18 protein-coding genes and 1 pseudogene are annotated in these 21,996 nt (G+C 50.6%); 3 read left to right on the top strand and 16 right to left on the bottom strand.

The annotated features are described in order from the left end of the window. Positions 1-7: 7 nt before the first annotated feature. The 5 genes from DW757_RS13890 to DW757_RS13875 form a co-directional block, all read right to left on the bottom strand. Positions 8-457: a biotin/lipoyl-containing protein gene (locus DW757_RS13890; protein ID WP_118752007.1), complete on the bottom strand. Its 450-nt coding sequence runs from the start codon at positions 455-457 to the stop codon at positions 8-10. A gap of 36 nt (positions 458-493) precedes the next feature. After that, positions 494-1,285 carry an acetyl-CoA carboxylase biotin carboxyl carrier protein subunit gene (locus DW757_RS18060; RefSeq protein ID WP_118752006.1) on the bottom strand — a complete coding sequence of 264 codons (792 nt, stop codon included), beginning with the start codon at positions 1,283-1,285 and terminating at the stop codon, positions 494-496. Positions 1,286-1,396: 111 nt separating this feature from the next. Continuing rightward, positions 1,397-1,693, bottom strand: a complete 297-nt coding sequence (locus tag DW757_RS13880; RefSeq protein ID WP_008394848.1) for an OadG family protein — start codon at positions 1,691-1,693, stop codon at positions 1,397-1,399. A 432-nt stretch (positions 1,694-2,125) separates the two neighbouring features. Continuing rightward, a complete protein-coding gene (locus DW757_RS17445) occupies positions 2,126-2,296 on the bottom strand; it encodes a hypothetical protein (protein WP_182433317.1) in 171 nt (56 codons plus the stop codon). A gap of 133 nt (positions 2,297-2,429) precedes the next feature. Further along, positions 2,430-4,127 carry a glutamine--tRNA ligase/YqeY domain fusion protein gene (locus DW757_RS13875; protein ID WP_008394842.1) on the bottom strand — a complete coding sequence of 566 codons (1,698 nt, stop codon included), beginning with the start codon at positions 4,125-4,127 and terminating at the stop codon, positions 2,430-2,432. Positions 4,128-4,434: 307 nt separating this feature from the next. On the opposite strand from DW757_RS13875, the gene DW757_RS13870 reads away from it, so the two are divergent. Further along, on the top strand, positions 4,435-5,388 hold the full coding sequence (locus tag DW757_RS13870; RefSeq protein WP_118752005.1) for an L-lactate dehydrogenase: 954 nt from the start codon (positions 4,435-4,437) through the stop codon (positions 5,386-5,388). A 123-nt stretch (positions 5,389-5,511) separates the two neighbouring features. Here DW757_RS13870 and DW757_RS13865 read toward each other — a convergent pair whose 3' ends face one another. Together DW757_RS13865 and DW757_RS13860 are read right to left on the bottom strand one after the other, a co-directional pair. Further along, on the bottom strand, positions 5,512-6,468 hold the full coding sequence (locus DW757_RS13865; protein ID WP_118752004.1) for a hypothetical protein: 957 nt from the start codon (positions 6,466-6,468) through the stop codon (positions 5,512-5,514). Between the two features lie 251 nt (positions 6,469-6,719). Continuing rightward, positions 6,720-8,702 (bottom strand): sodium-translocating pyrophosphatase, encoded by a 1,983-nt coding sequence (locus DW757_RS13860; protein ID WP_087382172.1) that lies wholly within the window; start codon positions 8,700-8,702, stop codon positions 6,720-6,722. Between the two features lie 794 nt (positions 8,703-9,496). Between DW757_RS13860 and DW757_RS13850 the strand changes: the two genes are divergently transcribed. Next, complete coding sequence (locus DW757_RS13850; protein ID WP_008394834.1) at positions 9,497-10,909, top strand: hemolysin family protein; 1,413 nt, start codon at positions 9,497-9,499, stop codon at positions 10,907-10,909. A 44-nt stretch (positions 10,910-10,953) separates the two neighbouring features. Here the strand turns inward: DW757_RS13850 and DW757_RS13845 are convergent, their stop codons facing one another. The 8 genes from DW757_RS13845 to DW757_RS13810 form a co-directional block, all read right to left on the bottom strand. Next, positions 10,954-12,330, bottom strand: a complete 1,377-nt coding sequence (locus DW757_RS13845) for a four-carbon acid sugar kinase family protein (protein WP_243033708.1) — start codon at positions 12,328-12,330, stop codon at positions 10,954-10,956. A gap of 112 nt (positions 12,331-12,442) precedes the next feature. Further along, complete coding sequence (locus DW757_RS13840) at positions 12,443-13,186, bottom strand: N-acyl homoserine lactonase family protein (protein WP_118752001.1); 744 nt, start codon at positions 13,184-13,186, stop codon at positions 12,443-12,445. A 45-nt stretch (positions 13,187-13,231) separates the two neighbouring features. Further along, complete coding sequence (locus DW757_RS13835; RefSeq protein ID WP_008394829.1) at positions 13,232-14,497, bottom strand: TRAP transporter large permease; 1,266 nt, start codon at positions 14,495-14,497, stop codon at positions 13,232-13,234. A gap of 3 nt (positions 14,498-14,500) precedes the next feature. Next, the gene (locus DW757_RS13830; RefSeq protein ID WP_147355643.1) at positions 14,501-14,977 is read right to left on the bottom strand and encodes a TRAP transporter small permease; all 477 of its coding nucleotides are present in this window, start codon (positions 14,975-14,977) and stop codon (positions 14,501-14,503) included. Positions 14,978-14,995: 18 nt separating this feature from the next. Further along, entirely contained in the window at positions 14,996-16,033 is a 1,038-nt protein-coding gene (locus tag DW757_RS13825) for a DctP family TRAP transporter solute-binding subunit (protein ID WP_118751999.1), read from the bottom strand. Between the two features lie 55 nt (positions 16,034-16,088). Further along, positions 16,089-17,036: a hydroxyacid dehydrogenase gene (locus DW757_RS13820; protein WP_118751998.1), complete on the bottom strand. Its 948-nt coding sequence runs from the start codon at positions 17,034-17,036 to the stop codon at positions 16,089-16,091. Between the two features lie 45 nt (positions 17,037-17,081). Beyond that, complete coding sequence (locus DW757_RS13815) at positions 17,082-18,212, bottom strand: Ldh family oxidoreductase (protein ID WP_243033706.1); 1,131 nt, start codon at positions 18,210-18,212, stop codon at positions 17,082-17,084. Positions 18,213-18,217: 5 nt separating this feature from the next. Then, positions 18,218-19,012, bottom strand: a complete 795-nt coding sequence (locus DW757_RS13810; RefSeq protein WP_008394820.1) for an aldolase/citrate lyase family protein — start codon at positions 19,010-19,012, stop codon at positions 18,218-18,220. A gap of 446 nt (positions 19,013-19,458) precedes the next feature. On the opposite strand from DW757_RS13810, the gene DW757_RS13805 reads away from it, so the two are divergent. Next, positions 19,459-21,411 (top strand): sigma 54-interacting transcriptional regulator, encoded by a 1,953-nt coding sequence (locus tag DW757_RS13805; RefSeq protein WP_118751997.1) that lies wholly within the window; start codon positions 19,459-19,461, stop codon positions 21,409-21,411. Between the two features lie 159 nt (positions 21,412-21,570). Here the strand turns inward: DW757_RS13805 and DW757_RS13800 are convergent. Further along, positions 21,571-21,996, bottom strand: a pseudogene (locus DW757_RS13800) (glycoside hydrolase); the annotation flags it as partial.

The following is a 21,996-nucleotide window of genomic DNA, read 5'->3' as shown; positions in this document are numbered from 1 at the left end:
GTACCTCCTAGTTCAGGATAACCATAGCGGCTCCCGTGTCCACAGTATCGCCTGTATTTACCAGAACCTGGCTTACTGTGCCGTCTGCCGGAGCAACAATCTCAGTTTCCATCTTCATAGCTTCCATGATTACTAACGGCTCTCCAAATTTGACAGCCTGTCCTACAGAGGTCTTAACAGTGAGAATCTTTCCTGGCATTGGAGCCTCCACTGTAGTTCCGCCTGCTGCTGCCGGAGCTGGTGCTGCTGCAGGTGCTGGTGCTGCTGCAGGTGCTGGTGCTGCTGCAGGTGCTGCTGCCGGAGCCGGGGCTGGTGCCGCCGGTCTTGCCGCATGTGTGGCAGCCAGAACAGGCGCCTTGGGAGCTGCTGCTCCATTGCGATCCAGAGATTTGTAGGCATCTACCTTTTCCACCTCAACCTCGTATCTTTTTCCGTTAATCGTAGCTACATACTTCATAATCAGATTTCATCCTTTCACTTACGAACTGTTTTACTAATTCAGAGATACAAGGGCTGCACCTGTTTCTACCATATCACCGCTCTTAACAAGAACAGAAGCAACCGTACCGTCTGCCGGGGCAACAATCTCTGTCTCCATCTTCATCGCTTCCATTGTCAGCACAACCTGGCCGTAGGATACTGCCTGACCTGGATTTACCTTTACATCCAGAATTTTTCCTGGCATCGGAGCTTCGATTGTAGTTGCTCCTGCTGCTGGAGCCGGAGCTGGTGCCGCTGCAGGTGTTGGGGCTGGAGCCGGGGCAGGTGCAGGAGCCGGGGCAGGTGCAGGAGCCGGGGCAGGTGCTGGGGCTGGAGCCGGGGCAGGTGCTGGGGCTGGAGCCGGTGTTGGAACTGGGGCTGGGGCTGCCGCTGCAGCCTCACTTAAAACAACCAGCGCTGCGCCTGTCTCTACCATATCGCCGCCCTTAACAAGAATAGATGTTACGATTCCGTCAGCCGGAGCCACAATCTCTGTCTCCATCTTCATCGCTTCCATTGTCATGATCACCTGACCGTAGGACACTGCCTGGCCTGGAGTCACTCTGATATCCAGAACCTTTCCTGGCATTGGAGCCTCTACATTTGTGCTCTTACCCGTCGGAGCCGGAGCTGCTGCAGGTGCTGGTGCTGCTGCTGGGGCAGCTGCCTGAACAGGTGCCGGAGCTGCTGCTGGGGCCGGAGCCGCTGCAGGCGCCTCGCCGTAGCGCGGAATCGGGCTGTACTCAGCTACTCTCTCGAGTTCCACTTCATACTGTTTTCCATTAAGTGTGGCTGTGTATTTCATTGTTGAACCTTCCTTTCATTCCCAAATAGTGAACCTTTTCAATTAATTTTCTGGCCGGTTTTCTGTGAAAACCCTTTCTCTCAAAAGACGTACCATGAAATCCGTCACTTCTTAATTGATCTCCCTGACGTTCACAATTTTAAACTGTTCTGGCGGCAAATCCAGATCTACACCGATGGTAGCCATAAGCACTGCCAGCGTCTCCTTGTCAGCTTCATCGGAAACGGCTGTCTGCTGAACCGGAGCCGCTGCCGGCTTCTTCGCCTCATCCTTGATAATTAAGCGCAGAATCTTTGAAATAAAGATAATCGCCAGAGCAAGGGCAATCAATGTAACAAATACAACGGAAAGCCCAAGCGCAGAAACTACGATAGACTCTGGAAAGCTCATGGTTGACTGAGTCCACATACTCCTTTGCACCTCCTTTTATAGTCAGAGCTGTTCCTGACAGCTCTGCAATGTTTTGTGAAAAATTATGTAAGCAAAATCTCTCCGCCACATATTTCACATTATGGAACGCATTCCATTTTTTAATGATAAAAAATCGAGGGAATAACCCCTCTTATTCCTTCACAAACAAAACCCCGTTCCTGGAATTTTATTTAACTAAATTATAACAGTGGCGGCCTGAAATGTCAACGGATGCTTTCATAAATTTTGCACAATAACTCATATTTCGCCGCCTCTTTTCTCCAGCAATCACGCTGTTTTTACCGTTTTACTGTCCTGCTTTTTTCCAGAAAATTACATAAAAATCCCTTTCGTCTGCAAAAGACGCACATACAGCTCAAATTCTGGCTTCTTTTTTCATTTCTCCCTATTTTAATTGTATATTTTGGCTCATTTTGTTTTTAAAAACATTCCTGCCTGAACCTTGTCTGAATTTGTCAGCTTTTCAGGTTTTCGCGCGCCTGAAGCCTGCACACTTTCAAAAAACAACCGGCCGCCAGGCAGAGAATCCATTTTTGCCAATTCTTCTGCCCGGCGGCCGTTTTCATCTATCTTTTTCACCTATCTGAGACTTCTGAAGTCTTCTTCTTTTTACTGCAGCTGATATAGTCTCCGGGTAAAATCGCAGCGCAGTCTCTCTTTGAGCACACTGCAGATGTCTGCAGGTCTGACCTGCCGGATTTTCCCTTCCGCATTATTTTCCTAATTTAAAGGAGCTCTTCAGAGATACAATCCTGTTAAACACAGGCTTCTCCGGCGTGCTGTCCTTGCAGTCCACACAGAAATAGCCGTTGCGCACAAACTGGAAGCTGTCATAGGCCTTTGCATCCTTTAAGGAAGGCTCTACATAGCACTCCTTTAATACAGTCAGGGAGTTGGGGTTCAGGTTCAGGGTTCCGTCTGCATTCAGCTTGCCCTTCTCCTCATCCACGAGATTTTCATAGAGACGGCACTCTGCCTTGAGGGCAGTCTCCTTTGCCACCCAGTGAATCGTTCCTTTTACCTTTCTGCCGTCCGGCGCGTTTCCGCCCTTTGTCTGCGGATCATAGGTACAGTGAACAACCGTCACATTTCCATTCTCATCCTTCTCACAGCCGGTGCAGGTGACAAAGTAGGCATTCATCAGGCGCACCTCATTGCCCGGATAGAGGCGGAAATATTTTTTCGGCGGCTCCTCCATAAAATCCTCACGCTCAATGTAGAGCTCACGGCCAAAGGGCACAATGCGATCGCCCAGCTCAGGATTTTCCAGATTGCACGGCGCGGAAAGCTCTTCCATCTGTCCCTCCGGGTAATTGTCAATAACCAGCTTCACCGGATCGAGAACTGCCATCACTCTGGCTTTCTTCAGCTTCAGATCTTCCCTGACACAGTATTCCAGCATGGCGTAATCGATGGAGCTGTCCGCCTTGGAAACGCCTGCCAGCTCCACAAACTTTCTGATGGATTCCGGCGTAAAGCCTCTCCTTCTGAGAGCCGCTATGGAAACCAGCCGCGGATCATCCCAGCCGTCCACAATCTTATCCTCAACCAGCTTCTTAATATAGCGCTTTCCTGTGATCACATTGGTCAGATACATTTTTGCAAACTCGATCTGGCGGGGCGGATTCTCAAATTCGCATTCTCTTACCACCCAGTCATAAAGCGGGCGGTGATCTTCAAACTCCAGGGTACAGATCGAGTGTGTAATATGCTCGATAGCATCCTCAATCGGATGGGCAAAATCATACATCGGGTAAATACACCACTTATCCCCTGTATTGTGGTGGGACATGTGGGCAACGCGGTAGATAACCGGGTCTCTCATGTTGATATTGGGAGATGCCATGTCAATCTTGGCGCGCAGAACCTTCTCCCCATCCTTGTACATGCCGTTTTTCATATTTTCAAAGAGCTGCAGGTTTTCTTCGATGCTTCTGTTCCTGTAGGGGCTCTCCTTGCCGGGGTTATTGAAGTCGCCGCGGTACTCGCGAATCTCGTCGGCGCTCAGATCGCATACAAACGCCTTTCCCTTTTTAATAAGAAGAACTGCGCACTCGTACATCTGCTCAAAATAATCGGAGGCAAAGAACAGCCTGTCCTCAAAATCAGCTCCCAGCCACTTTACATCCTCAATGATGGACTGGACAAATTCCGTCTTTTCCTTTGTCGGGTTCGTGTCATCAAAGCGCAGATTGAATTTGCCATTGTATTCCTTGGCCAGCCCCGAATTCAGGATGATGGACTTGGCATGTCCAATATGAAGATACCCGTTCGGTTCCGGTGGAAATCTGGTCTGGACATGGTTGTAAACACCTTCAGCCAAATCTTTCTCAATCTCTCTCTCGATAAAGTTTTTCGAAACGGTTTCCTTCTCTTCCGCTTCGGCAACTGTTTTTGTGTTTTCTTCCATCTCATTTCCTCCGTTATTCTCTTGTTCATAAATACTTAGATTTTATAATACCATAAATTAATGTCCCTAGCAAGTTTTAATCACCGTGCCGGGCTGCCTTCCCGCCTACATGAATAAAAACCTGCAAAACTGCAATGATATAATTATATTAAGGAAGAAACTGCATTTTTCTCTTCCCTTCCCACAGCTTTTGTGATATTATTAACAATAGAGTTAGCCTTGACTCACTCGTTTGTGAAAACAGAGAGGATTTAAGGTCTGACTGCATCTGCAAACATCTGTATGATTTCTGACAGGAGGTACCCTTATGAAACATGACAACCGGAAAATTGCCCTGATTGGTACTGGAATGGTGGGGATGAGCTACGCTTACTCCCTGCTCAATCAGAACGTGTGTGATGAACTGGTTTTAATTGACGTAAACAAGAAGCGCGCCATGGGCGAGGCTATGGACTTAAACCACGGGCTGGCTTTTTCCAGCTCTAATATGAAAATCTACGCCGGAAGCTACGATGACTGCACGGATGCGGATATTGTGGTTATCTGCGCAGGCGTTGCCCAAAAGCCGGGCGAAACAAGGCTTGATCTTTTAAAGAGAAACACGGAGGTGTTCCAGTCTATCATTGAGCCAGTGACAGCCTCGGGCTTTAACGGAATCTTCCTCGTAGCCACAAATCCGGTGGACATTATGACGAAAATCACCTGCACCCTGTCCGGCTTTAACCCGAGGCGTGTCCTGGGTACGGGAACCACCCTCGACACCGCCCGCCTGCGCTACCTTCTCGGCGATTACCTGAAGGTTGATCCGAGAAATGTTCACGCCTATGTCATGGGCGAGCACGGGGATTCTGAGTTTGTGCCCTGGAGCCAGGCCATGGTTGCCACCAAGTCCATCCGGGAGATGGTCAATGAATCCCATGGTTCCATCTGCGAGCAGGATATGGAGCAGATTTCCGAGGAGGTGAGGACAGCCGCCTACAAGATTATCGAGGCAAAAAATGCAACCTACTACGGGATCGGCATGGCCCTCACGCGCATTACCAAAGCTGTGCTGGGGAATGAAAACAGCGTTATGACCGTTTCCGCCATGCTGCGGGGCGAGTACGGACAGAACGGCATCTTTGTCGGTGTCCCCTGCATCATCAATCAGAACGGAATCCAGAGAGTGCTGCCCCTTACCCTGGAAGAGGAGGAGCTGGAAAAATTAAACAATTCCTGCCAGGTTTTAAGGGAGTGCTACAGGGAGCTGGGGCTGGAGTAAATAAGACAGCCATGGCCGCCAGGGTCTCTCTGGCCGTTTAGGAAAAAAGATGCAGGGAGCCGTCTTTCTGAAAATTCGGCTCCCTGCATCTTTTTTTGCCTTTCCCGTCCTATCTCAAATTTCCTAGTTTGCCTGAATCCAGGCCCCGTCTGCCCCGACCTGATAACCGTCCGGCGTCGTGGTGTTTGACAGCATGGCCCCTGACGAGTCACAGTAATACCACTTTCCGTTCCAGTCAATCCAGCCTGTCTTCATATAGCCGGTTCCGTCGAAGAAATACCACTTGTCTCCTATGTACTGCCAATTATTTACTGTGTAGCTTCCATCTGCATTCCTGTACCACCAGCCTGTAGTATCCTGAATCCACACAGCCGCACTTTTTCCTGCACTTAAGGCCGCTGCCTTCTCAGCATTTACCGTCCAGACCGGTGAATTGTGCCATTCTCCCTTCTGGGAGCCGTGGACACCGCGGACGCGGAATTTATGGTCTCCGGCCGCTGTGAAGTATGGAGAAAGATCGTATTTAATATCTGCTGTGGACAGAAGAGGGGAGACTACGGTGCTTCCTCTGTAAAGGCGGATCTCGTAGCTCTCTGCATCGTAGCCGCCGTTCCAGGATGCCGCTGCGCTGTTCTGATCCCAGCTCAGATCCTCCAAATCCAGTTCATACTCATTGTCATCCTCAAGGCCATCCATGGTAAAGGATACAATAAGGGTCCGGCTTCCGCTCCTCTTGGCTGAGGTAACCTCTCCCTTTACCCCCTTTACCTTCACCTTCTTTTCGGAAAATCCGGAGTTAAAAATATAGTCGTCCTCAGCCTCCAGAGTGATTTTGAGTTCGGGCTGATCGCCTTCCTCCCAGTCGTTTTCCGGCTCATTCTCCACTTCCACTGTATCCACATAATATTTATCTGAATCTGTGGAGCCATCTACCTCGCTGTCGCTGTCCCCGACTGTGATGGCTGAATCCAGCTCGATGGTTACGGACGTAATCTTGGAAGCGGCAAACGCTGTCACCGGCATGGCAGCTGCCAGCCCCGCGCACACTGCCGGAAGGAGTACTTTTTTCCAATGTGTCATAAGAAATACCTCCTGAATGTATTATTTCTCTGTCTGTACCTTATTTTACCATGTATCCGCCATGAGGGAAAGCTCCTTTTAGATGAGGAAAGTTCCTTATAGAAATCAGACACACTGAAACTGAACTGAGGAGAACCTGTGCCGAGTCCGACGGTTCAGGACCGTCTCTCTTTTTGAATTTCCATACAGAAAAACTGCAGAGCGGACAGCCCTGCAGTTTTTCTGTATCTCTCTGTAAGATTTTTCGCTTCCTAGAATATAGTTCCGATAGACAGGAACAGCGGCGCGAACACCAGTGAAACGATTGTCATCAGCTTGATCAGGATATTGATGGAAGGTCCTGAAGTATCCTTAAACGGATCGCCCACCGTATCGCCCACAACGGCTGCCTTATGGGAAGGACTTCCCTTTCCGCCGTGAGTTCCGCTCTCTATATATTTCTTTGCGTTGTCCCACGCTCCTCCGGCATTGGCCATGAAAATCGCCATCAGAACGCCTGTAACCAGAGAACCTGCAAGAAGGCCGCCCAGTGCGTCTGTTCCAAGCAGGATTCCCATTGCGATCGGAACTGCCACGGAGATGATGCCGGGAACCAGCATCTCGTGGAGAGCTGCTGTGGTGGAAATTCCAACACAGGACGTATAGTCAGGACGGCTCTCGCCCTTTAAGATACTCGGATCCTCCCGGAACTGTCTTCTGACCTCCTCGATCATCTTATAAGCCGCCTTGGACACCGATTCCATGGTGATGGCTGAGAAGAGGAAGGGCAGCATGCCTCCGATAAATAATCCGATGATAACCTTCGGATTTAAGATATCAATAGTCGTAAGATTTACTGCCTGGGCGTAGGACACAAACAGAGCCAGGGCTGTCAGGGCAGCGGAACCGATGGCAAAACCCTTTCCGATAGCCGCCGTTGTGTTGCCGACGCTGTCCAGCTTGTCTGTGATGTTTCTCACGCTTTCGTCCAGACCGGACATCTCTGCGATTCCGCCTGCATTGTCCGCGATAGGACCATAGGCGTCAACTGCAATAGTGCTTCCCGTGGTAGCCAGCATTCCCACTGCTGCCAGCGCGATTCCGTAGAGGCCTGCTGTGGAGTAGGCCACGATAATTCCCACTGCGATAAAGAGAATAGGTACTACTGTGGACTTCATGCCCACGGCAAGACCGGAGATAATGTTTGTAGCTGAACCGGTCTCTGACTGCTCTGCAATCTTCTTTACAGATTTATACTTGTCTGAGGTGTAAATCTCTGTGGCCTGTCCGATAATGAAGCCCACTAAAAGACCGGAAATCACAGCTGCCGCCTCATTCATGCGTCCGAAGAACTGGTTGCTGAGCACCAGGGACATAATAATTACAATGGCATATGCCACATAGCTTCCAAGATTCAGGGATTTCTGAGGATCTGTCCCCTCTTTCCCCTTTACAAAGAAAGTTCCGATTACGGAAGCGATTACTCCAAAGGCTGCCAGAACCAGAGGGAAGAATGCGCCCTCCGCCTGGTAAGCCACAACTCCCAGAGTCACTGCTGATACCAGAGAGCCTACATAAGACTCGAACAGATCGGCTCCCATTCCGGCCACATCGCCTACATTGTCGCCCACATTATCTGCAATAACTGCCGGGTTTCTCGGATCGTCCTCCGGAATTCCCACTTCAACCTTTCCTACCAGGTCAGCTCCCACATCGGCAGCCTTTGTGTAGATTCCGCCGCCTACACGGGCAAATAAGGCGATGGAGGATGCGCCAAGGCTGTAGCCTGTCAGCACGTTCACATCCTTTGTCACAAGATAAATCACGCTGGCGCCCAGAAGTCCCAGGCCGACTACGCACATTCCCATAACGGCTCCGCCTTTATAGGCGATGCCGAGGGCTTTTCCCATGCCGCCCTCTCTGGCGCCGTTAGCTGTGCGGACGTTGGCATCTGTGGCTACCTGCATGCCAATGTATCCTGCCATCGTAGAAAATGCCGCTCCCACTAAAAAGCAAACGGCAGTAATCCAGTTGCCGATTCCGATCCCAATCACCACAAAAAGGATCGCCACAAAAAATACGAGGATCTTATACTCCGCCCTCAGAAACGCCTGGGCGCCTTCCTTGATCGCCCCTGCAATCTCTCTCATTCGCTCATTTCCCGGAGCCTGCTTCCTGATCCCTGATGCCAGGATCAGCGCGAACAGAAGTGCCGCCACTCCCGCTGCCGGCGCAAGCCAAACCAATTCTTTCATTGCATTAACCTCCCTGAATTATCTTTTTCTGGCGAATCATTCCGAAATAACGCAGAAGTATTGCCGAAGCTCCTCTCCGTCTCACCTCCCTGCTCTCATACTGCTGTTTCGTCTGTCTGTACCAGCATACTCCATTTCCGCTTCTATCCCTGCAGATTTTCCGTTCAGTTCCTTATAAATAAACTTCCCGGCAGATTCCGTCCTTCGCCAAACGCTAAGCAGGCGGGTTCTCCTATGCTCTTCTCTTTTTCATAAGCTTCCCGCTGCTTCCTGCACGGGGATGCCTCCGGCTCAAACAGGTGTACGCTGTCCTGCTCTTTGGCGCCGGTTTTTATCCTCAGTGCTGATTCTGCGGAAAAGGACAACCGTTTTCCGCAATGCCTTCTGCCCGGCAGGGCTTTTTATTTCGTCGGAAATTTGACAAATTTCTGACGAAATAAAAAAATGCAAGTTCTCTATAACAACCTGCATCACTATGATAAATATAATACTATATCACCTGTCCTGTCGTCAATATGACTGATAATAATTTAACATTATTTTTTATTCACCACTTCATTAATTATCCGATATAAACCAATTATTCCGTTTTTACTCCCAACTCTGTAACTCTCTTCTGTTCTCTCCTGTCCCGCTAATTCTTCGTTAATCTTATTTTTTCCCGATTGAAACACTGTTCTTTTTTTAGTACAATAGGATTAGTCTGCAAAGACGCCGGAAGGGCATAATGATGACAGGGCATGATTAAGACAGCCTGTTCCGGTCAAAATAATTAGGAAAAGGAGCGACATTTTGTGGACAATCTACCTGGGCTACTGCTGATTCAGGCAGGGCTGATTCTTCTCAATGCATTTTTTGCCGCAACAGAGATTGCGGTCATCTCGCTGAACACGGCGAAGCTGAAAAAACAGCAGGAGGCAGGCGACCGTATGGCCGGACGCCTTTTGAAAATGGCAGAGGAGCCTGCTGGCTTTCTCTCCACCATCCAGATCGGAATTACGCTGGCAGGCTTCCTCGGAAGCGCCTTCGCGGCTGATAACTTCTCTGACCCCCTGACAGAGTGGATATACAGCGGACTGGGTTTTCAGACCCTTTCCCCGGCTGTGCTGAATACAGTTTCCGTCATTCTTATTACTCTGATTCTTTCCTACTTTACGCTGATTTTCGGAGAGCTGGTTCCAAAGCGCATCGCCATGCAGAAATCTTACGCTGTAGCAAAGTTTTCCTGCTCAGTGGTATCTGCCATCGCTTTTATGGCCCGTCCGGTAATCGCTTTTCTCGCGTTTTCCACCAATCTGGTGCTTCGTCTTCTCGGCATGAAAACGGAAGCCGAGGAGGAAGGCGTTACAGAAGAGGACATCCGCATGATGATTGACCTGGGAAAGGAAAAGGGTACTATTGCCGAAGATGAAAATGAGTGGATTCAGAATGTTTTTGATTTTCGTGACACCTCTATCCTGTCTGCCATGACCAGAGAATCTGATATAGTAAACCTGTTTGAGGACTCCTCCGAACAGGAAATTCTGAAAATCATCCGTGAGTCAGGACTTTCCAGACTTCCGGTTTACACAAAGGATCACGAGGACGTAAAGGGTATCCTCTATACAAGGGAGTACCTTTTAAACCTGACGGCCAAACAGCCAAAATCTCTTTCGCAGCTTCTCCACCAGGCTTATTTCGTTCCGGAGTCTATCCACGCAGATGACCTGTTCCGTGACATGCAGACGAAAAAAGTGCATATGGCCATTGTCGTGGACGAGTACGGAAACATCTCCGGTCTCATAACAATGGAAGATTTGCTGGAAGAAATTGTGGGAAGCATTTACGATGAATTTGACCGGGTGATCGATCCGGAGATTGAACGGATCAGCGAAAACCTGTGGAGATTCCCGGGGGATACCCTGATCGAAGATGTGGAGGAGCAGATGGATATTACGCTTCCCGACCAGGAAGAGTACGATACCATCGGCGGAATGGTCTTAAGCTGTCTTCACACGATTCCAAAAGACGGGACAACAGTGGATGTGGAGATAAACGGCCTGTCCCTCCACGCTGAAAAAATCGTAGGACGCAGAATCGAATCTGTTCTTGTTAAAAAGCTAGACACAGAGCAAAGCAGTTCTGCTCCCACAGGAGAGTCCGAAGAGCAGGACGAAAAGAAGGCGGGGAAAACTCCCGGAAAGCGGGGAACTGCCGCTGCCGGATAACGGACAGCGGGCAGATCATATCCTCCCCTTCACACAGAATCTGGTCAGGTACATGCCCCCCGCTCTTCGGCCAGACTGTCGGCAATCTGCCTAAGCGTCTGATCGGTTCCCACATTGCCGGGAAAGATAATGTAGGGCATACCCGGAAACCGGCTCTCCTTCCCGGTCAGCCACACGGGAACCCCAGGCGCCGCCTGTCCCAGAGCCAGAGCCTTCTTCACTCCAAGCCCTCTTGTCCCCACATCACTGGAGGTAATCCCGCCCTTTGCGATAATGTAGGAGGGGGAAACGGAAAGCTCCCGCACAACAGACGTGAGGGCCTCGGAAATGCGGACAGACAGATTCAGACTTTCCTCCCCCTCTTCTCTGCAGAGAACGCGGCGGCTGGTGTAGACGACTGCGTCTCTCCCCCATGAAATTGCCTGTTCCGCACGTTTTCTGACCTCCTGTATCTCTTTTCTCAGCTCTCCCTCCCTGAGGGCCGCATCTGCCTGAAATTCGATGAAGCAGTAGGGATGGATGCTGTTTTCAAGCTCTGCAAGCTGTCTCGTAGTTCTCTCTACATGGGAGCCGGCTATTATCAGTCCTCCGCTCTTTGTTCCCTTTTTGAGCAGTTCCCTGCCTGTCAGAAATGGTTTTGCCTTTATGCCCGATATAGCTTTTACAAGGGAAGCACCGCTTCTGACGGTAAACCTTTTTCCCTGCTTAACCGCCCGCCAGAAGGAAACGGAGAACCTCTCAAGCTGGGAATAGCAGACAGCATTTACGATAATTTTCTGTCCGTCTTTCGCTGATTTCAGAAGTTCATCCAGACGGCGGTCCTCTGTACCCGATTCAAGAAGCTGCGTACTGACAGAAATGCAGTTCTCCCTTTTTACCCGACCGCCCGTCTTTTCCTCTATAAATTCTCTCAGATTGGAGGAGCGGTAGCCAAAGGTTCTGTCCCGGGCATACTCCGTCTTCGCCGCCTCTGTCCAGCTTCCGTTCTCCTCCACATAATGAATATCGTCCTTCGTGCAGCGCCCGCCTTCAAAGAAGGCCGGACACAGAATCTCTCCGTCTGTTTTCAGTCCCCCTTCCTCCAGAAACACCTGCTCCATAACTTCCGGCTCCAGGAGGTAGTGTCCGCGAAGTGTGGAATCTCCCCGCAGGATCACCAGAAACGGGATATTGGTTTCCCCGGACACGGCCAGCAGTCTGCGGGCAATGGTTCTGTGCACCTCCTCTGTCTGCTTTTTTCCAAAGCTTCTGGAATTGGTAAGGATATAGAACAGACGGCTGCTGTCTTTAAATGCCTCCCGGAGCGTGGAAATTTCCCAGTCGGTATAGACGTATACATCGTGAACCGTCTGAATTCCAGTAGGATCGTCGTCCAGGACTGCGATTTTAAAAGGCTGTTCATTTCTCTTGAAGGCCTCCATGCGCCATTCCTCCATTTCATCTGGCTGAAATTGCTACCTGAATGATTCATGTATTTTTATTGTTTTCGCATTTGCAAAAGTCCGTTTTTTGTCTTCTGCAGCCGATCAAAGCCTAGCCTTCCTTCACCCCGTAAATTTTCCTCTCCAGAACTCTCATATCATGTCCCGGCAGAATGAAATCACAGATTTTCTTTGTCTTTTCATAGCTTGCAAACCATTCTTTCAAATCTACATGGATGCCGGACGGCGACATTTTCTCATAGTTTTCATAGAGAGGATACGTATCGCTGGCAATCAGATAAACGCCTTCCTCTGTTTCTACCCGGACTCCCTGAATTCCCGGCGTGTGGCCCGGCAGAAGCACCAGACTGATTCCGGGAGCCACTTCCATATCCCCGTCCACCACTCTCATCTGCTGAAAGCCGGTGAACCAGCTGGGTTTTCCGTTTCTCGGATCGTAGCAGTATGGGACGCTGTCCGAGGGAAGGGGAGCCACTGCATACTGAAGCTCCCTTTTCTGCACATAGATCGGCACATCGGGGAACAGTTCCAGGTTGTAGCTGTGATCCCAGTGGAGATGCGTCAGGATAATGAAATCGATCTGTTCCGTTTCCACCCCCATTTTCTGCAGCTCTTCCTTCAGGAAGGTAGCCCTCTCTACCTTCCGGTGTGTCATGCCTTTGGCAAGCTCCGGGTTTGGGGGGCCCGCGTCAACGAGAACGGTCAGCCCGTCTCCCTCTACCAGATAGGATACAAGGGGCACATCAATTTTGACGCCCGGATCCTGTTTGTATGTAAACAGAGATTTGTCAAAGTCAATAAATACTCCATGAAAAATCGGTCTAATTGTATACATAATACTTTCCTTTCTTTTCTGTCATTTTCTCTGTGTTCCGGCATCTTAAATAAGCGCCAGGGATAAAAACGGAACAAAACTGATGATCAGCACATCTATCACAAGCACTACGAGGAATTTAAGCACATCCTTCATCATCTCTTCCAGCTTGATCCCCGCAATCTGGCAGGATAAGAACAGGTTGATCCCCACTGGCGGAGTGCAATAGCCGATGGCCAGATTCACAACCATAATAATTCCAAAGTGGATCAGATCGATTCCAAATGCCGTCGCAATCGGGGAAAGAAGAGGCGCCAGAATAATAATGGCAGGCCCTGCGTCGAAAAACATTCCCACAAAGAACAGGAGCACATTGACAATCAGAAGGAATATGACTCTGTTGTGGGCAAAGGTGGTAAACATCTGGGCCACCTGCTGGGGCACATTCAGACGTCCCATCAGCCATGCCAGAAGCCCCGCCGTCGCCACCAGAAACATGATTGTTGCCGTTGTAACAGCCGCATTCCCTATCACTTCCGGAAGATCCTTCAGCTTCAAATCCTTATAGATAAATTTTCCCACCAGGAACGAATATCCGGCCGCCACTGCCGCAGCCTCTGTGGGCGTAAACAGGCCTGAGTAGACTCCCCCCAGGATAATGACCGGCATGAAAATGGCCCAGATTGCTTCTGTAAAGGCATGCATTTTCTCCTTGGCCGTGGCCTTTCTTTCGTTTCCTCTGTATCCTCTTTTTTTGCAGATCATGTAGGACAGCCCAATCAGCGATACACCCATCAGAATTCCAGGAAGGACTCCGGCCTTAAACATATCACCGATTGACACGCCTGTCGCCACCCCGTAGATAACCATGGGGATACTGGGCGGAATGATAACCCCCATCTGCCCAGAACAGGCCTGAACCGAGGCCGAGAAGCTCCGGCTGTATCCTTTCTGAATCATTGCGGGAATCAGGATAACGCCCACTGCTGTCACAGTGGCTGCGCTGGAGCCTGAAATAGCCGCGAAAAACATAGAGGTTATAATCACCACCATGGCCAGTCCGCCTGTCTTATGTCCCACAAAGGCATCAGCCAGATGAATCAGACGTTTTGAGATTCCTCCCGACTCCATCAAAGCTCCCGACAGTACGAAGAATGGAATTGCCATCAGAGGAAATGAATCAGAAGTCGTAAAAAGCCTCTGGGGCACTACGGTAAGCGGAAGATCAGTCAGAAACGCCAGAAAGCCAGCCGCAGCCATGCCGATTCCTGCTGCAATGGGAACTCCGAGAATAAACAAAACCAGCATTCCAACAAATAATATTCCAGCCATATATCATCCCTCCTTCCCCACAATATCTTCCGCTATCACCGCAAGGCTGTTTAAGAACATCAGCGCTCCTCCCACCGGCATGGCGCCATAGGGAACGGACATGGGAAGCAGCATAGCCGGCGACGTCTGATTTCCCACTGTTCCTAATATTTTGATGCCCTGCACGATAAGGAGAAGAAAGAATGCTGCCATCAGCAGGTTTACAAGAATCGAAAGCCCCTTGACTGCCTTCTCAGGAACATGTTCCCAGAGGATTTTGACTGACATTAAAAGATCATAGCGCACTGCATATCCTGTTCCCAGAAATACGATATAAATCATCACATATCTGGAAAACTCTTCTGACCAGGGAAGGGACATTTTCAGTCCCCTGTAAATCACCTGGATAATAATCACAAGGCTCATGGCAGTCAGAAGAACAGCCAGAATTAATTTTACCGCTCTGTTGAGGTGATCCATAAAGCAAATATACGCTCTCACCCCTTCACCCCCTTCTCCTTACTCTGTTTCCTTAATTTTCTGAAGGATCTGTGCATACTCCGGATGGGCGTCATAAACGCTCTGAACGGCCTCCCGGAATCCATCCATATCAAGCTCTGATTCCGGAATTACCTCCATTCCGGCTTCTGCCGCCTCCTCTGCCATCTGCTTGTCAATATCATGGCAGAACTGAAGCTGGTAGCTTTCCGCCTCCTCTGCGCTCTCCTCCAGTATGGTCCTGACGTCTTCCGGAAGGCCGTCAAACTTCGCCTGATTCATAAGCGCTGCTGACGGGGCATAGAAATGGCTGGTCAGTGACATATATTTCTGAACCTCATTGTATTTACTGGGCAGAATCCAGGTCAGCGGCCCCTCCATCCCATCCACGGTTCCCTGCTGGAGGGCAGTATAAAGTTCTCCTGTTCCCATAGGAGTCGGGTCTGCTCCCAGTGCTGAAAAGGTTTCCATATGGATTTTATTTTCCGTGGTTCTCACCTTCAGTCCCCTGATATCTTCCGGCGATTTCACCGGGCGGATATTGTTGCAGAAATGTCTGAAACCGTTTACGCCCCAGGATAAGAATTTTACTCCCACTTTTTCCTCTACCTGACCTGCAATATCTGTGCCTATCTCTCCGTCCATCACATGCTGCACGTGATCGTAGTCTCTGAAAAGGAATGGGAAATCAAATGCCAGAGTGTCGTCTACAAAGTTTCCGAGAGGAGCGCTGGCCACAAAGCAGATATCAATGGTACCCAGCTGTACCCCTTCCACCAGATCCCGCTCTCCTCCCAGCTCTCCATTGGGATGAATCTCGATCTCCACACTTCCATTGCTCTTTTCCTCTACCAGCTCTTTAAACTTTTCACAGTACTGGTACATGTGGTTGTCTTCGCTGGCCGGCGCTGAATTTGCCAGCACCAGAACGGTTGTCTCTGTCCCCGATGCATCTGCCGCTGCATTTCCGGAAGCAGAATCCGTTCCCTGGCTTTTGCATCCTGTCAAAACTGTTCCCATCATTCCAACTACCAGAAGTCCCGCAAAAAAACGCTTCATTTTGTATCCTCCCCTGTTTTTTCTGTTATTTCTCTGAATTTTCCAAAAATCGTCTTTACTTCCCTTCTGCCACCACAAACTGCGGCTTTCTGCCTGACAGCACGTCATCCACTGCCTTTGCCGCCGTCACGGCCATACGCTCCATGGCCTCTTTTGTGAGCGCCGCATTGTGGGGCGATAAAATCACATTTTCCAGCTGAAACAGTCCGCTGTCCTTTTTTGGCGGCTCCTTCTCAAAGACGTCGAGGGCTGCTCCGGCAATCACCCCCTGACTCAGCGCACCGATCAGCTCATTTTCCTTTACTAGTTCCCCCCTCGCTGCGTTGATCAGCCAGGCGGTGCCCTTCATTCTTTTAAACTGTTCCATCCCAAACATGCCTCTCGTTTCCTCTGTGGACGGCATATGGATGCTGACAAAATCTGAGACTTCCAGAAGCTCCTCCAGAGTTTCTGTCATTCTGGCCCCTTTTGCCTCCTTCACATAGGGATCATAGGCCGCAATCTCCATACCCAGTCCGTCTCCCGCTTTTTGGGCCACCAGTCTTCCGATTCTTCCAAATCCCGCAATTCCCAGAACCTTTCCGGACAGCTCCATCGTGGGTCTCTGGTTTCTCACAGCAAAATTTCCGCTCCTGACCGCCCGGTCCATAACAGGAAGGTTCTTCCCACAGGCAAGAAGCAGGGCGATGCAGTGTTCTGCCACCGCGTTTCCATTGGAAACGGGATCAAAGGTCACCCAGATTCCCGCCTGCTTCGCCGCCTCAATATCTATGTTGTCGTATCCGGCCCCGTGCCTGGCGATTACCCGAAGGCCCGGCTCTGCCTCTATCACACGCTTCCCAAAGGCTCCCAGCCTTGCAATGATGGCGCTGCACCCTCTTACGTCCTCTGCAATCAGTTCCTCAGAAATTCCCCGCCCCATTTTCAGCTCATAGCCTCTCTCCAGCAGGTAATCTCTTCCCGGCTTTGCAATATCCTGGGGAAGCAATACTTTCTGTTTCATGGCACCCCCTCCTTTTCTCTGGGCCTGTTTTGAGTTTTCCGGCTCTTAATTCTGTTTTTCAGGAAGTTCTGCCTGAAGTCCACAGGTCTTTTTCAGTTCCAGAAGCTCCTCATACGTCTTAACCGGAACCGGTATTCCGTTCTCCCTGCGTTCCTTTTCCTTCCTGTATTCCAGCTCTCCCGGAAGAAGCATCTCGGCCCCCTCCTCCCACATGGGAGTTTCCTTGATCCTTCGGAAGTACTCTCCCATCCGCTGTTTCATCTGCTCCCGGTCAATCACCGCATCAATATCAACTGCGACAAAAAAGTGACCTGTCAGGCTTGGTTCCGTGGGCTGAGCGTACATGCTCTTCATCTGATGGGAGAACACTCCTCCTGTGACAACACCGGACAGAATATCCACCACATAGGCAAGTCCCAGTCCCTTGTAGCCTCCCACGGGGAGCAGAAAGCCCTTAAAGGCTTTTTCCGGATCATCGGTAGGTCTGCCCTCTTCATCCGTGGCCCAGTCCATGGGAATTTTTTCCCCTCTCTTGATCGCCAGAGTCAGTTTCCCCCCGGCCACCTTCGAGAGCGCCATATCCAGACAGAAAGGAAAGTCCCCATAGGTGGGAATTGCGACGGCTATGGGATTGTTCCCTGTCACCGGCCTTAAAGCCCCCGGCGCCGTCACAAGGGGAAGCACATTGGTCATGGCAATTCCCGCCATGCCTTCCTTCGCAGCCATCCTGGCATAAACCGCTCCGGCGCCGAAGTGGTTGCTGTTTCTTACCCCAACCGCGGCAATATGATATTTTTTCGCCAGCTCCATGGCTCTCTCCATGGCCCGCTTCCTGGCGATAAATCCCGCCCCTGCGTCTGCATCCAGAACCTCAAAGGCGCCCTCGCCGGATACCTTTCTCACATTCGGCCTCACATTGATTGCCCCGTTTCTCATTCTCTCGAAATAGGCCGGAACCCTCATGCAGCCGTGGGAAGAAATTCCCCACAAATCAGTTTGTACGAGAGCCTCTGCGTGAAACTGTGCATCCCCTCTCTCCATGCCGGCCTTCTCGAACAGCTCCCTTACAAAGGATTCAAGATATCCGGCCTCCACCCTTACCTCATGCTTCACTTTCCAATCTGCCCTCCCTCTCATCAGCTTCTCCCTCTGCGTACTCTCCATCCTCTGTTTCATTTCTGTCACCGCTCCGGGTACTCTTTCCTGAATTTCTGGACATTTTCCAGGGCCAGTTTTCCAAGACTTGTGGTATCTGACATGACCACCACATAGGTGTATCCCCTCTCATAGAGCTTTTTCGCCGCCTCAAAGTCTCCTGCTACCGTTCCCAGAAATTTGTCTGAGGCGAGAACCGTTCTCTCAATCTTCCCGATCGCCTCCTGCACCTCCGGATGCTTCGGATTACAGAAGTGACCCATGGAAGTGGCCAGGTCCATAGGACCGATAAAAATACCGTCCAGCCCGCTGACCTTGACAATCTCTCCGATATTTTCTGCCGCCTCCGGCGTCTCCATTGCCGTCATGACCACAATCTGCTCGTTGGCATTCTCGAGATAATGATTTCCATTCATCCCGTATCCCCCTGCCCTGGGGCTTGGGGCAATCCCCCGGATCCCCTCAAGCGGGTATTTGCAGGCCTTAACTGCCTCTTCTGCCTCCTGTCTTGTACTGACATAGGGAATCAGAATTCCGTAAAGTCCTGCGTCCAGCATCCTCTTGATAGCTACCGGATCATTCCATGGAGCCCTGGCAAAAGGGGCCACGTCGAACTTGGCGATGGCCTGCAGCTGGGAGATCAGCGTCAGAATATCTCCCGGCCCGTGTTCCATGTCAACCATCAGGAAATCAAATCCAGCTTTTCCCAGAACCTCTGCCGTGATGGGGCTTCCCGCCTGGAGCCAGGCCCCCACGGTTCTCTTGCGCTCTTTTAGGAGCCATTTTACCTTATTGTAGAAAATTTCATTTTGTCTGAGCATACCGTTTCTCCTTTTGTCTCCGTTTTCTCTGATGTCTATATATAAAGCAGACAGTATGCCATTTTTTGTTGCTTTTGTACTGTTTTCCTCCTTTTTTCTAATATTATTTAGTAATATAACCTATTTTTTTGTCTGAAAGCGGTGTTTTTTCGTCTTCAGAACCCCGGCTCTGGCTGCCTCCGCATTCTGGCCTGGCTGGAAATCTCGGTTTCAGGTTCTTTTTTTACGTTTTTTTTCTGTTTTTTCTCAATATTGATTGTTTTATACGGGAATTTTCACTGCTTCTCTTTCTCCATATTACTTTTTAAAACATTTTGTTTTAAAATATTGAATCTAAATGTTTTATCAGACACTATCTGTTGCATTTCGCTGAACAGAACGCTATACTGAAGATACAGGATATGTTTAAGCCTCTGCTCAGAGTCCGTCCGCGAAAGGAGAAGCCTATGATTCGCTTTGCCCTGGCAGTTCCCTGCCACAATTTTATCAGCGATGCCTTTGAAATTTTTAAACAGCACAATGAGATGGGAAGAGCCTATGATCTGGAAGATTATTCCATGGAAGAGGTGATTGTCACAGAGGAAACGGTGGGAATGGTGAAAATTGACGCAGATGTGATAATTACCAGAGGACTTCTGGCTGAAATACTGAAGAGCATTCAGGGAGATATACCGGTTGTGGAGATCGCCGTTCCGGCCACCGACACTCTCCGGGTGGTACTCAAGTGCATCGAAACCTTTCACGCCCGCAAGGTAGGCATTATCGCCTCACACAACATGGTCATGGGGGCTGCGGAGATTCAGGATTTTCTCGATATTCCGGTAGAAACCTATATTCTGACACAGGACTGGAACGGCCCCAAGCTGGTCGATCAGGCGGTCAGGGAGGGGTGCGACGCCATCGTAGGCGGTGTGAACACCTGCAGCTATGCCTCCAGCATCAATGTACCAAATCTGTTTATTTCCACCGGCCACGATTCCTTCTGGCAGGGGATCACGGCAGCCAAGCGCGCTGCCGCCATCAGCCGGACAGAGCAGGAGAAGACAAGCCGCATCCACGTTCTTCTGAACGCCTCCAAGGAAGGGCTTTTATCTATCGACAGCCTCAGATACATCCGCATGGTCAACCATTCTGCCAGAAAGATCCTGCACATCTCAGAGTCCATCACAGGGATGAAGGTCATGGATGCCCCCTTTCCCCGGGAATTTAAAAAGCTGCTGCTGGAGGATACGGCCTGCACCAACGAAATTTTTAAATACGGCGATATGATGCTCAATGTCACCAAATACCCCGTCATGGTCCAAAACTCCAATATGGGCATTGTGGTAAGCTTCCAGAACATCAGCGACATTATGGATCTGGAAAATGACATCCGGCGAAAGATTCACAGCAAGGGACATGTGGCCAAGGCCCATTTTGACGATATTGTCGGAGAGTCCCCGGCGATCCGCTCCACCATCCAGACTGCGCAGAAATACAGCCGCACAGATTCCAATATTCTTCTGATCGGCCAGAGCGGGACGGGCAAGGAGCTGTTCGCCCAGAGTATCCACAATCACAGCATGCGAAAAGACGGCCCCTTTGTGGCTGTCAACTGCGCTGCCATACCGGAAAATCTGCTTGAAAGTGAGCTGTTCGGCTACACTGCCGGCGCCTTTACAGGAGCGCAGAAGGGCGGAAAGCCCGGCTACTTTGAGCTGGCTCACAACGGCACTCTCTTCCTCGACGAGATCGGAGAGATTCCTCTCAAATTTCAGGCGAAGCTGCTGCGGGCTATCCAGGAGCGGGAGATTATGAGGCTTGGAAGCGACCGCACGATTTCTGTGAATATCCGCATCATAGCCGCCACCAACCGGAATCTGGAACAGCTGGTGAGAGAGGGGGAATTCCGGGAGGATCTCTTTTACCGGCTGGATGTGCTGCGCATTGAGATCCCCTCCCTGGAAAACAGAAGGGAGGATATTCCCCTTCTGGCCCGGGGATGGCTCCTGAAACATGCCCCCGGCACGGAGCTGTCCGACGATGCCTGCCGCCTCTTGTCCCAGGCTGAATGGAACGGGAACATCCGGCAGCTTTTCAATATCTGTGAGCGCCTCTCCGTCCTCTGCAGCGGAAGCCTTATCGCCGGGAAGGATGTGAGAAATGTGCTGCCAACGCTCCCGCAGGAGCCAAGTTCCCCCGCTCTTCCCCTTCCGGCTGAGCCTTCCCTCCCGGCTGAGCCTTCCCTCCCGCCGGCTGCCCCATTCAGATCTGCAGAAGAAGACAGCCTCAAAGACAGTGAGCGGGAGACCATCCTGAAAGCCCTGGAAATATGCCGCTACAGCCGCTCCAGAGCTGCCGCCCTTCTGGGAATCAGCCGTTCCACTCTGTGGAGGAAAATGAAAGAATTCAATCTTTAAATTTCTGTAAAAAAAACAGGCAGCACACTGAATCATGCAGTATGCTGCCCGCTTTTTTTCGCGATCGTTTTTCTCTGTCAATCTTTTCAAAAAAGACCGCAGACGCCTTTTCCGCGTTCTTTCCCTCTATCCTCCATAAACTCTGTCACCGGTCTGCTATCAGAAATCAGAGGCCGGACCTGCTGGCCCGCTCTGCTGGCCGGAGTCTGAAGGCGCTGCCTGTTCTGTACTCTGAGCGGTATCTCCTGCGGCACTGTCTGCCGGAACCTCTGTGCAGGCTCCGCTGCTGTCGGCCTGATACTTCACGCCATTTCTGTCCAGGATAGTGTTCGCCGCCATGGCACCGGATTCATTCAGATAGTACAGCGCTCCGTCCACCTCAATCCAGCCCGTCTGCATTTGGCCCTCAGAGTTCAGATAATACCAGGTTTCACCTGATTTCTTCCAGCCTGTCGCCATACGCCCGTCGCTGTTAAGATAATACCAGGTTCCGTCAAGCTGCTGCCAGCCCGTCACCATGCGCCCGTCTGTTCCGAGATAGTACCGGCCTCCGTCAATATCCTGCCAGCCCGTCACCATGCGCCC

This window comes from Clostridium sp. AM29-11AC, assembly GCF_003480545.1.
GTDB classification, from domain to species: domain Bacteria; phylum Bacillota; class Clostridia; order Lachnospirales; family Lachnospiraceae; genus Otoolea; species Otoolea saccharolyticum_A.
Note: the sequence above shows the minus strand (reverse complement) of the source record. Positions and strands in the feature narration are given on the sequence as shown.

What these genes read in the sequence shown, in the direction of transcription:
- DW757_RS13890 (WP_118752007.1), bottom strand. Translation starts at nt 457, where the DNA reads ATGAAGTATGTAGCTACGATTAACGGAAAAAGATACGAGGTTGAGGTG.
- DW757_RS13840 (WP_118752001.1), bottom strand. Translation starts at nt 13,186, where the DNA reads ATGTATACAATTAGACCGATTTTTCATGGAGTATTTATTGACTTTGAC.
- DW757_RS13870 (WP_118752005.1), top strand. Translation starts at nt 4,435, where the DNA reads ATGAAACATGACAACCGGAAAATTGCCCTGATTGGTACTGGAATGGTG.
- DW757_RS13875 (WP_008394842.1), bottom strand. Translation starts at nt 4,127, where the DNA reads ATGGAAGAAAACACAAAAACAGTTGCCGAAGCGGAAGAGAAGGAAACC.
- DW757_RS13805 (WP_118751997.1), top strand. Translation starts at nt 19,459, where the DNA reads ATGATTCGCTTTGCCCTGGCAGTTCCCTGCCACAATTTTATCAGCGAT.
- DW757_RS13845 (WP_243033708.1), bottom strand. Translation starts at nt 12,330, where the DNA reads ATGGAGGCCTTCAAGAGAAATGAACAGCCTTTTAAAATCGCAGTCCTG.
- DW757_RS13860 (WP_087382172.1), bottom strand. Translation starts at nt 8,702, where the DNA reads ATGAAAGAATTGGTTTGGCTTGCGCCGGCAGCGGGAGTGGCGGCACTT.
- DW757_RS18060 (WP_118752006.1), bottom strand. Translation starts at nt 1,285, where the DNA reads ATGAAATACACAGCCACACTTAATGGAAAACAGTATGAAGTGGAACTC.
- DW757_RS13835 (WP_008394829.1), bottom strand. Translation starts at nt 14,497, where the DNA reads ATGGCTGGAATATTATTTGTTGGAATGCTGGTTTTGTTTATTCTCGGA.
- DW757_RS13880 (WP_008394848.1), bottom strand. Translation starts at nt 1,693, where the DNA reads ATGTGGACTCAGTCAACCATGAGCTTTCCAGAGTCTATCGTAGTTTCT.
- DW757_RS13810 (WP_008394820.1), bottom strand. Translation starts at nt 19,012, where the DNA reads ATGCTCAGACAAAATGAAATTTTCTACAATAAGGTAAAATGGCTCCTA.
- DW757_RS13815 (WP_243033706.1), bottom strand. Translation starts at nt 18,212, where the DNA reads ATGAAACAGAGGATGGAGAGTACGCAGAGGGAGAAGCTGATGAGAGGG.
- DW757_RS13820 (WP_118751998.1), bottom strand. Translation starts at nt 17,036, where the DNA reads ATGAAACAGAAAGTATTGCTTCCCCAGGATATTGCAAAGCCGGGAAGA.
- DW757_RS13825 (WP_118751999.1), bottom strand. Translation starts at nt 16,033, where the DNA reads ATGAAGCGTTTTTTTGCGGGACTTCTGGTAGTTGGAATGATGGGAACA.
- DW757_RS13865 (WP_118752004.1), bottom strand. Translation starts at nt 6,468, where the DNA reads ATGACACATTGGAAAAAAGTACTCCTTCCGGCAGTGTGCGCGGGGCTG.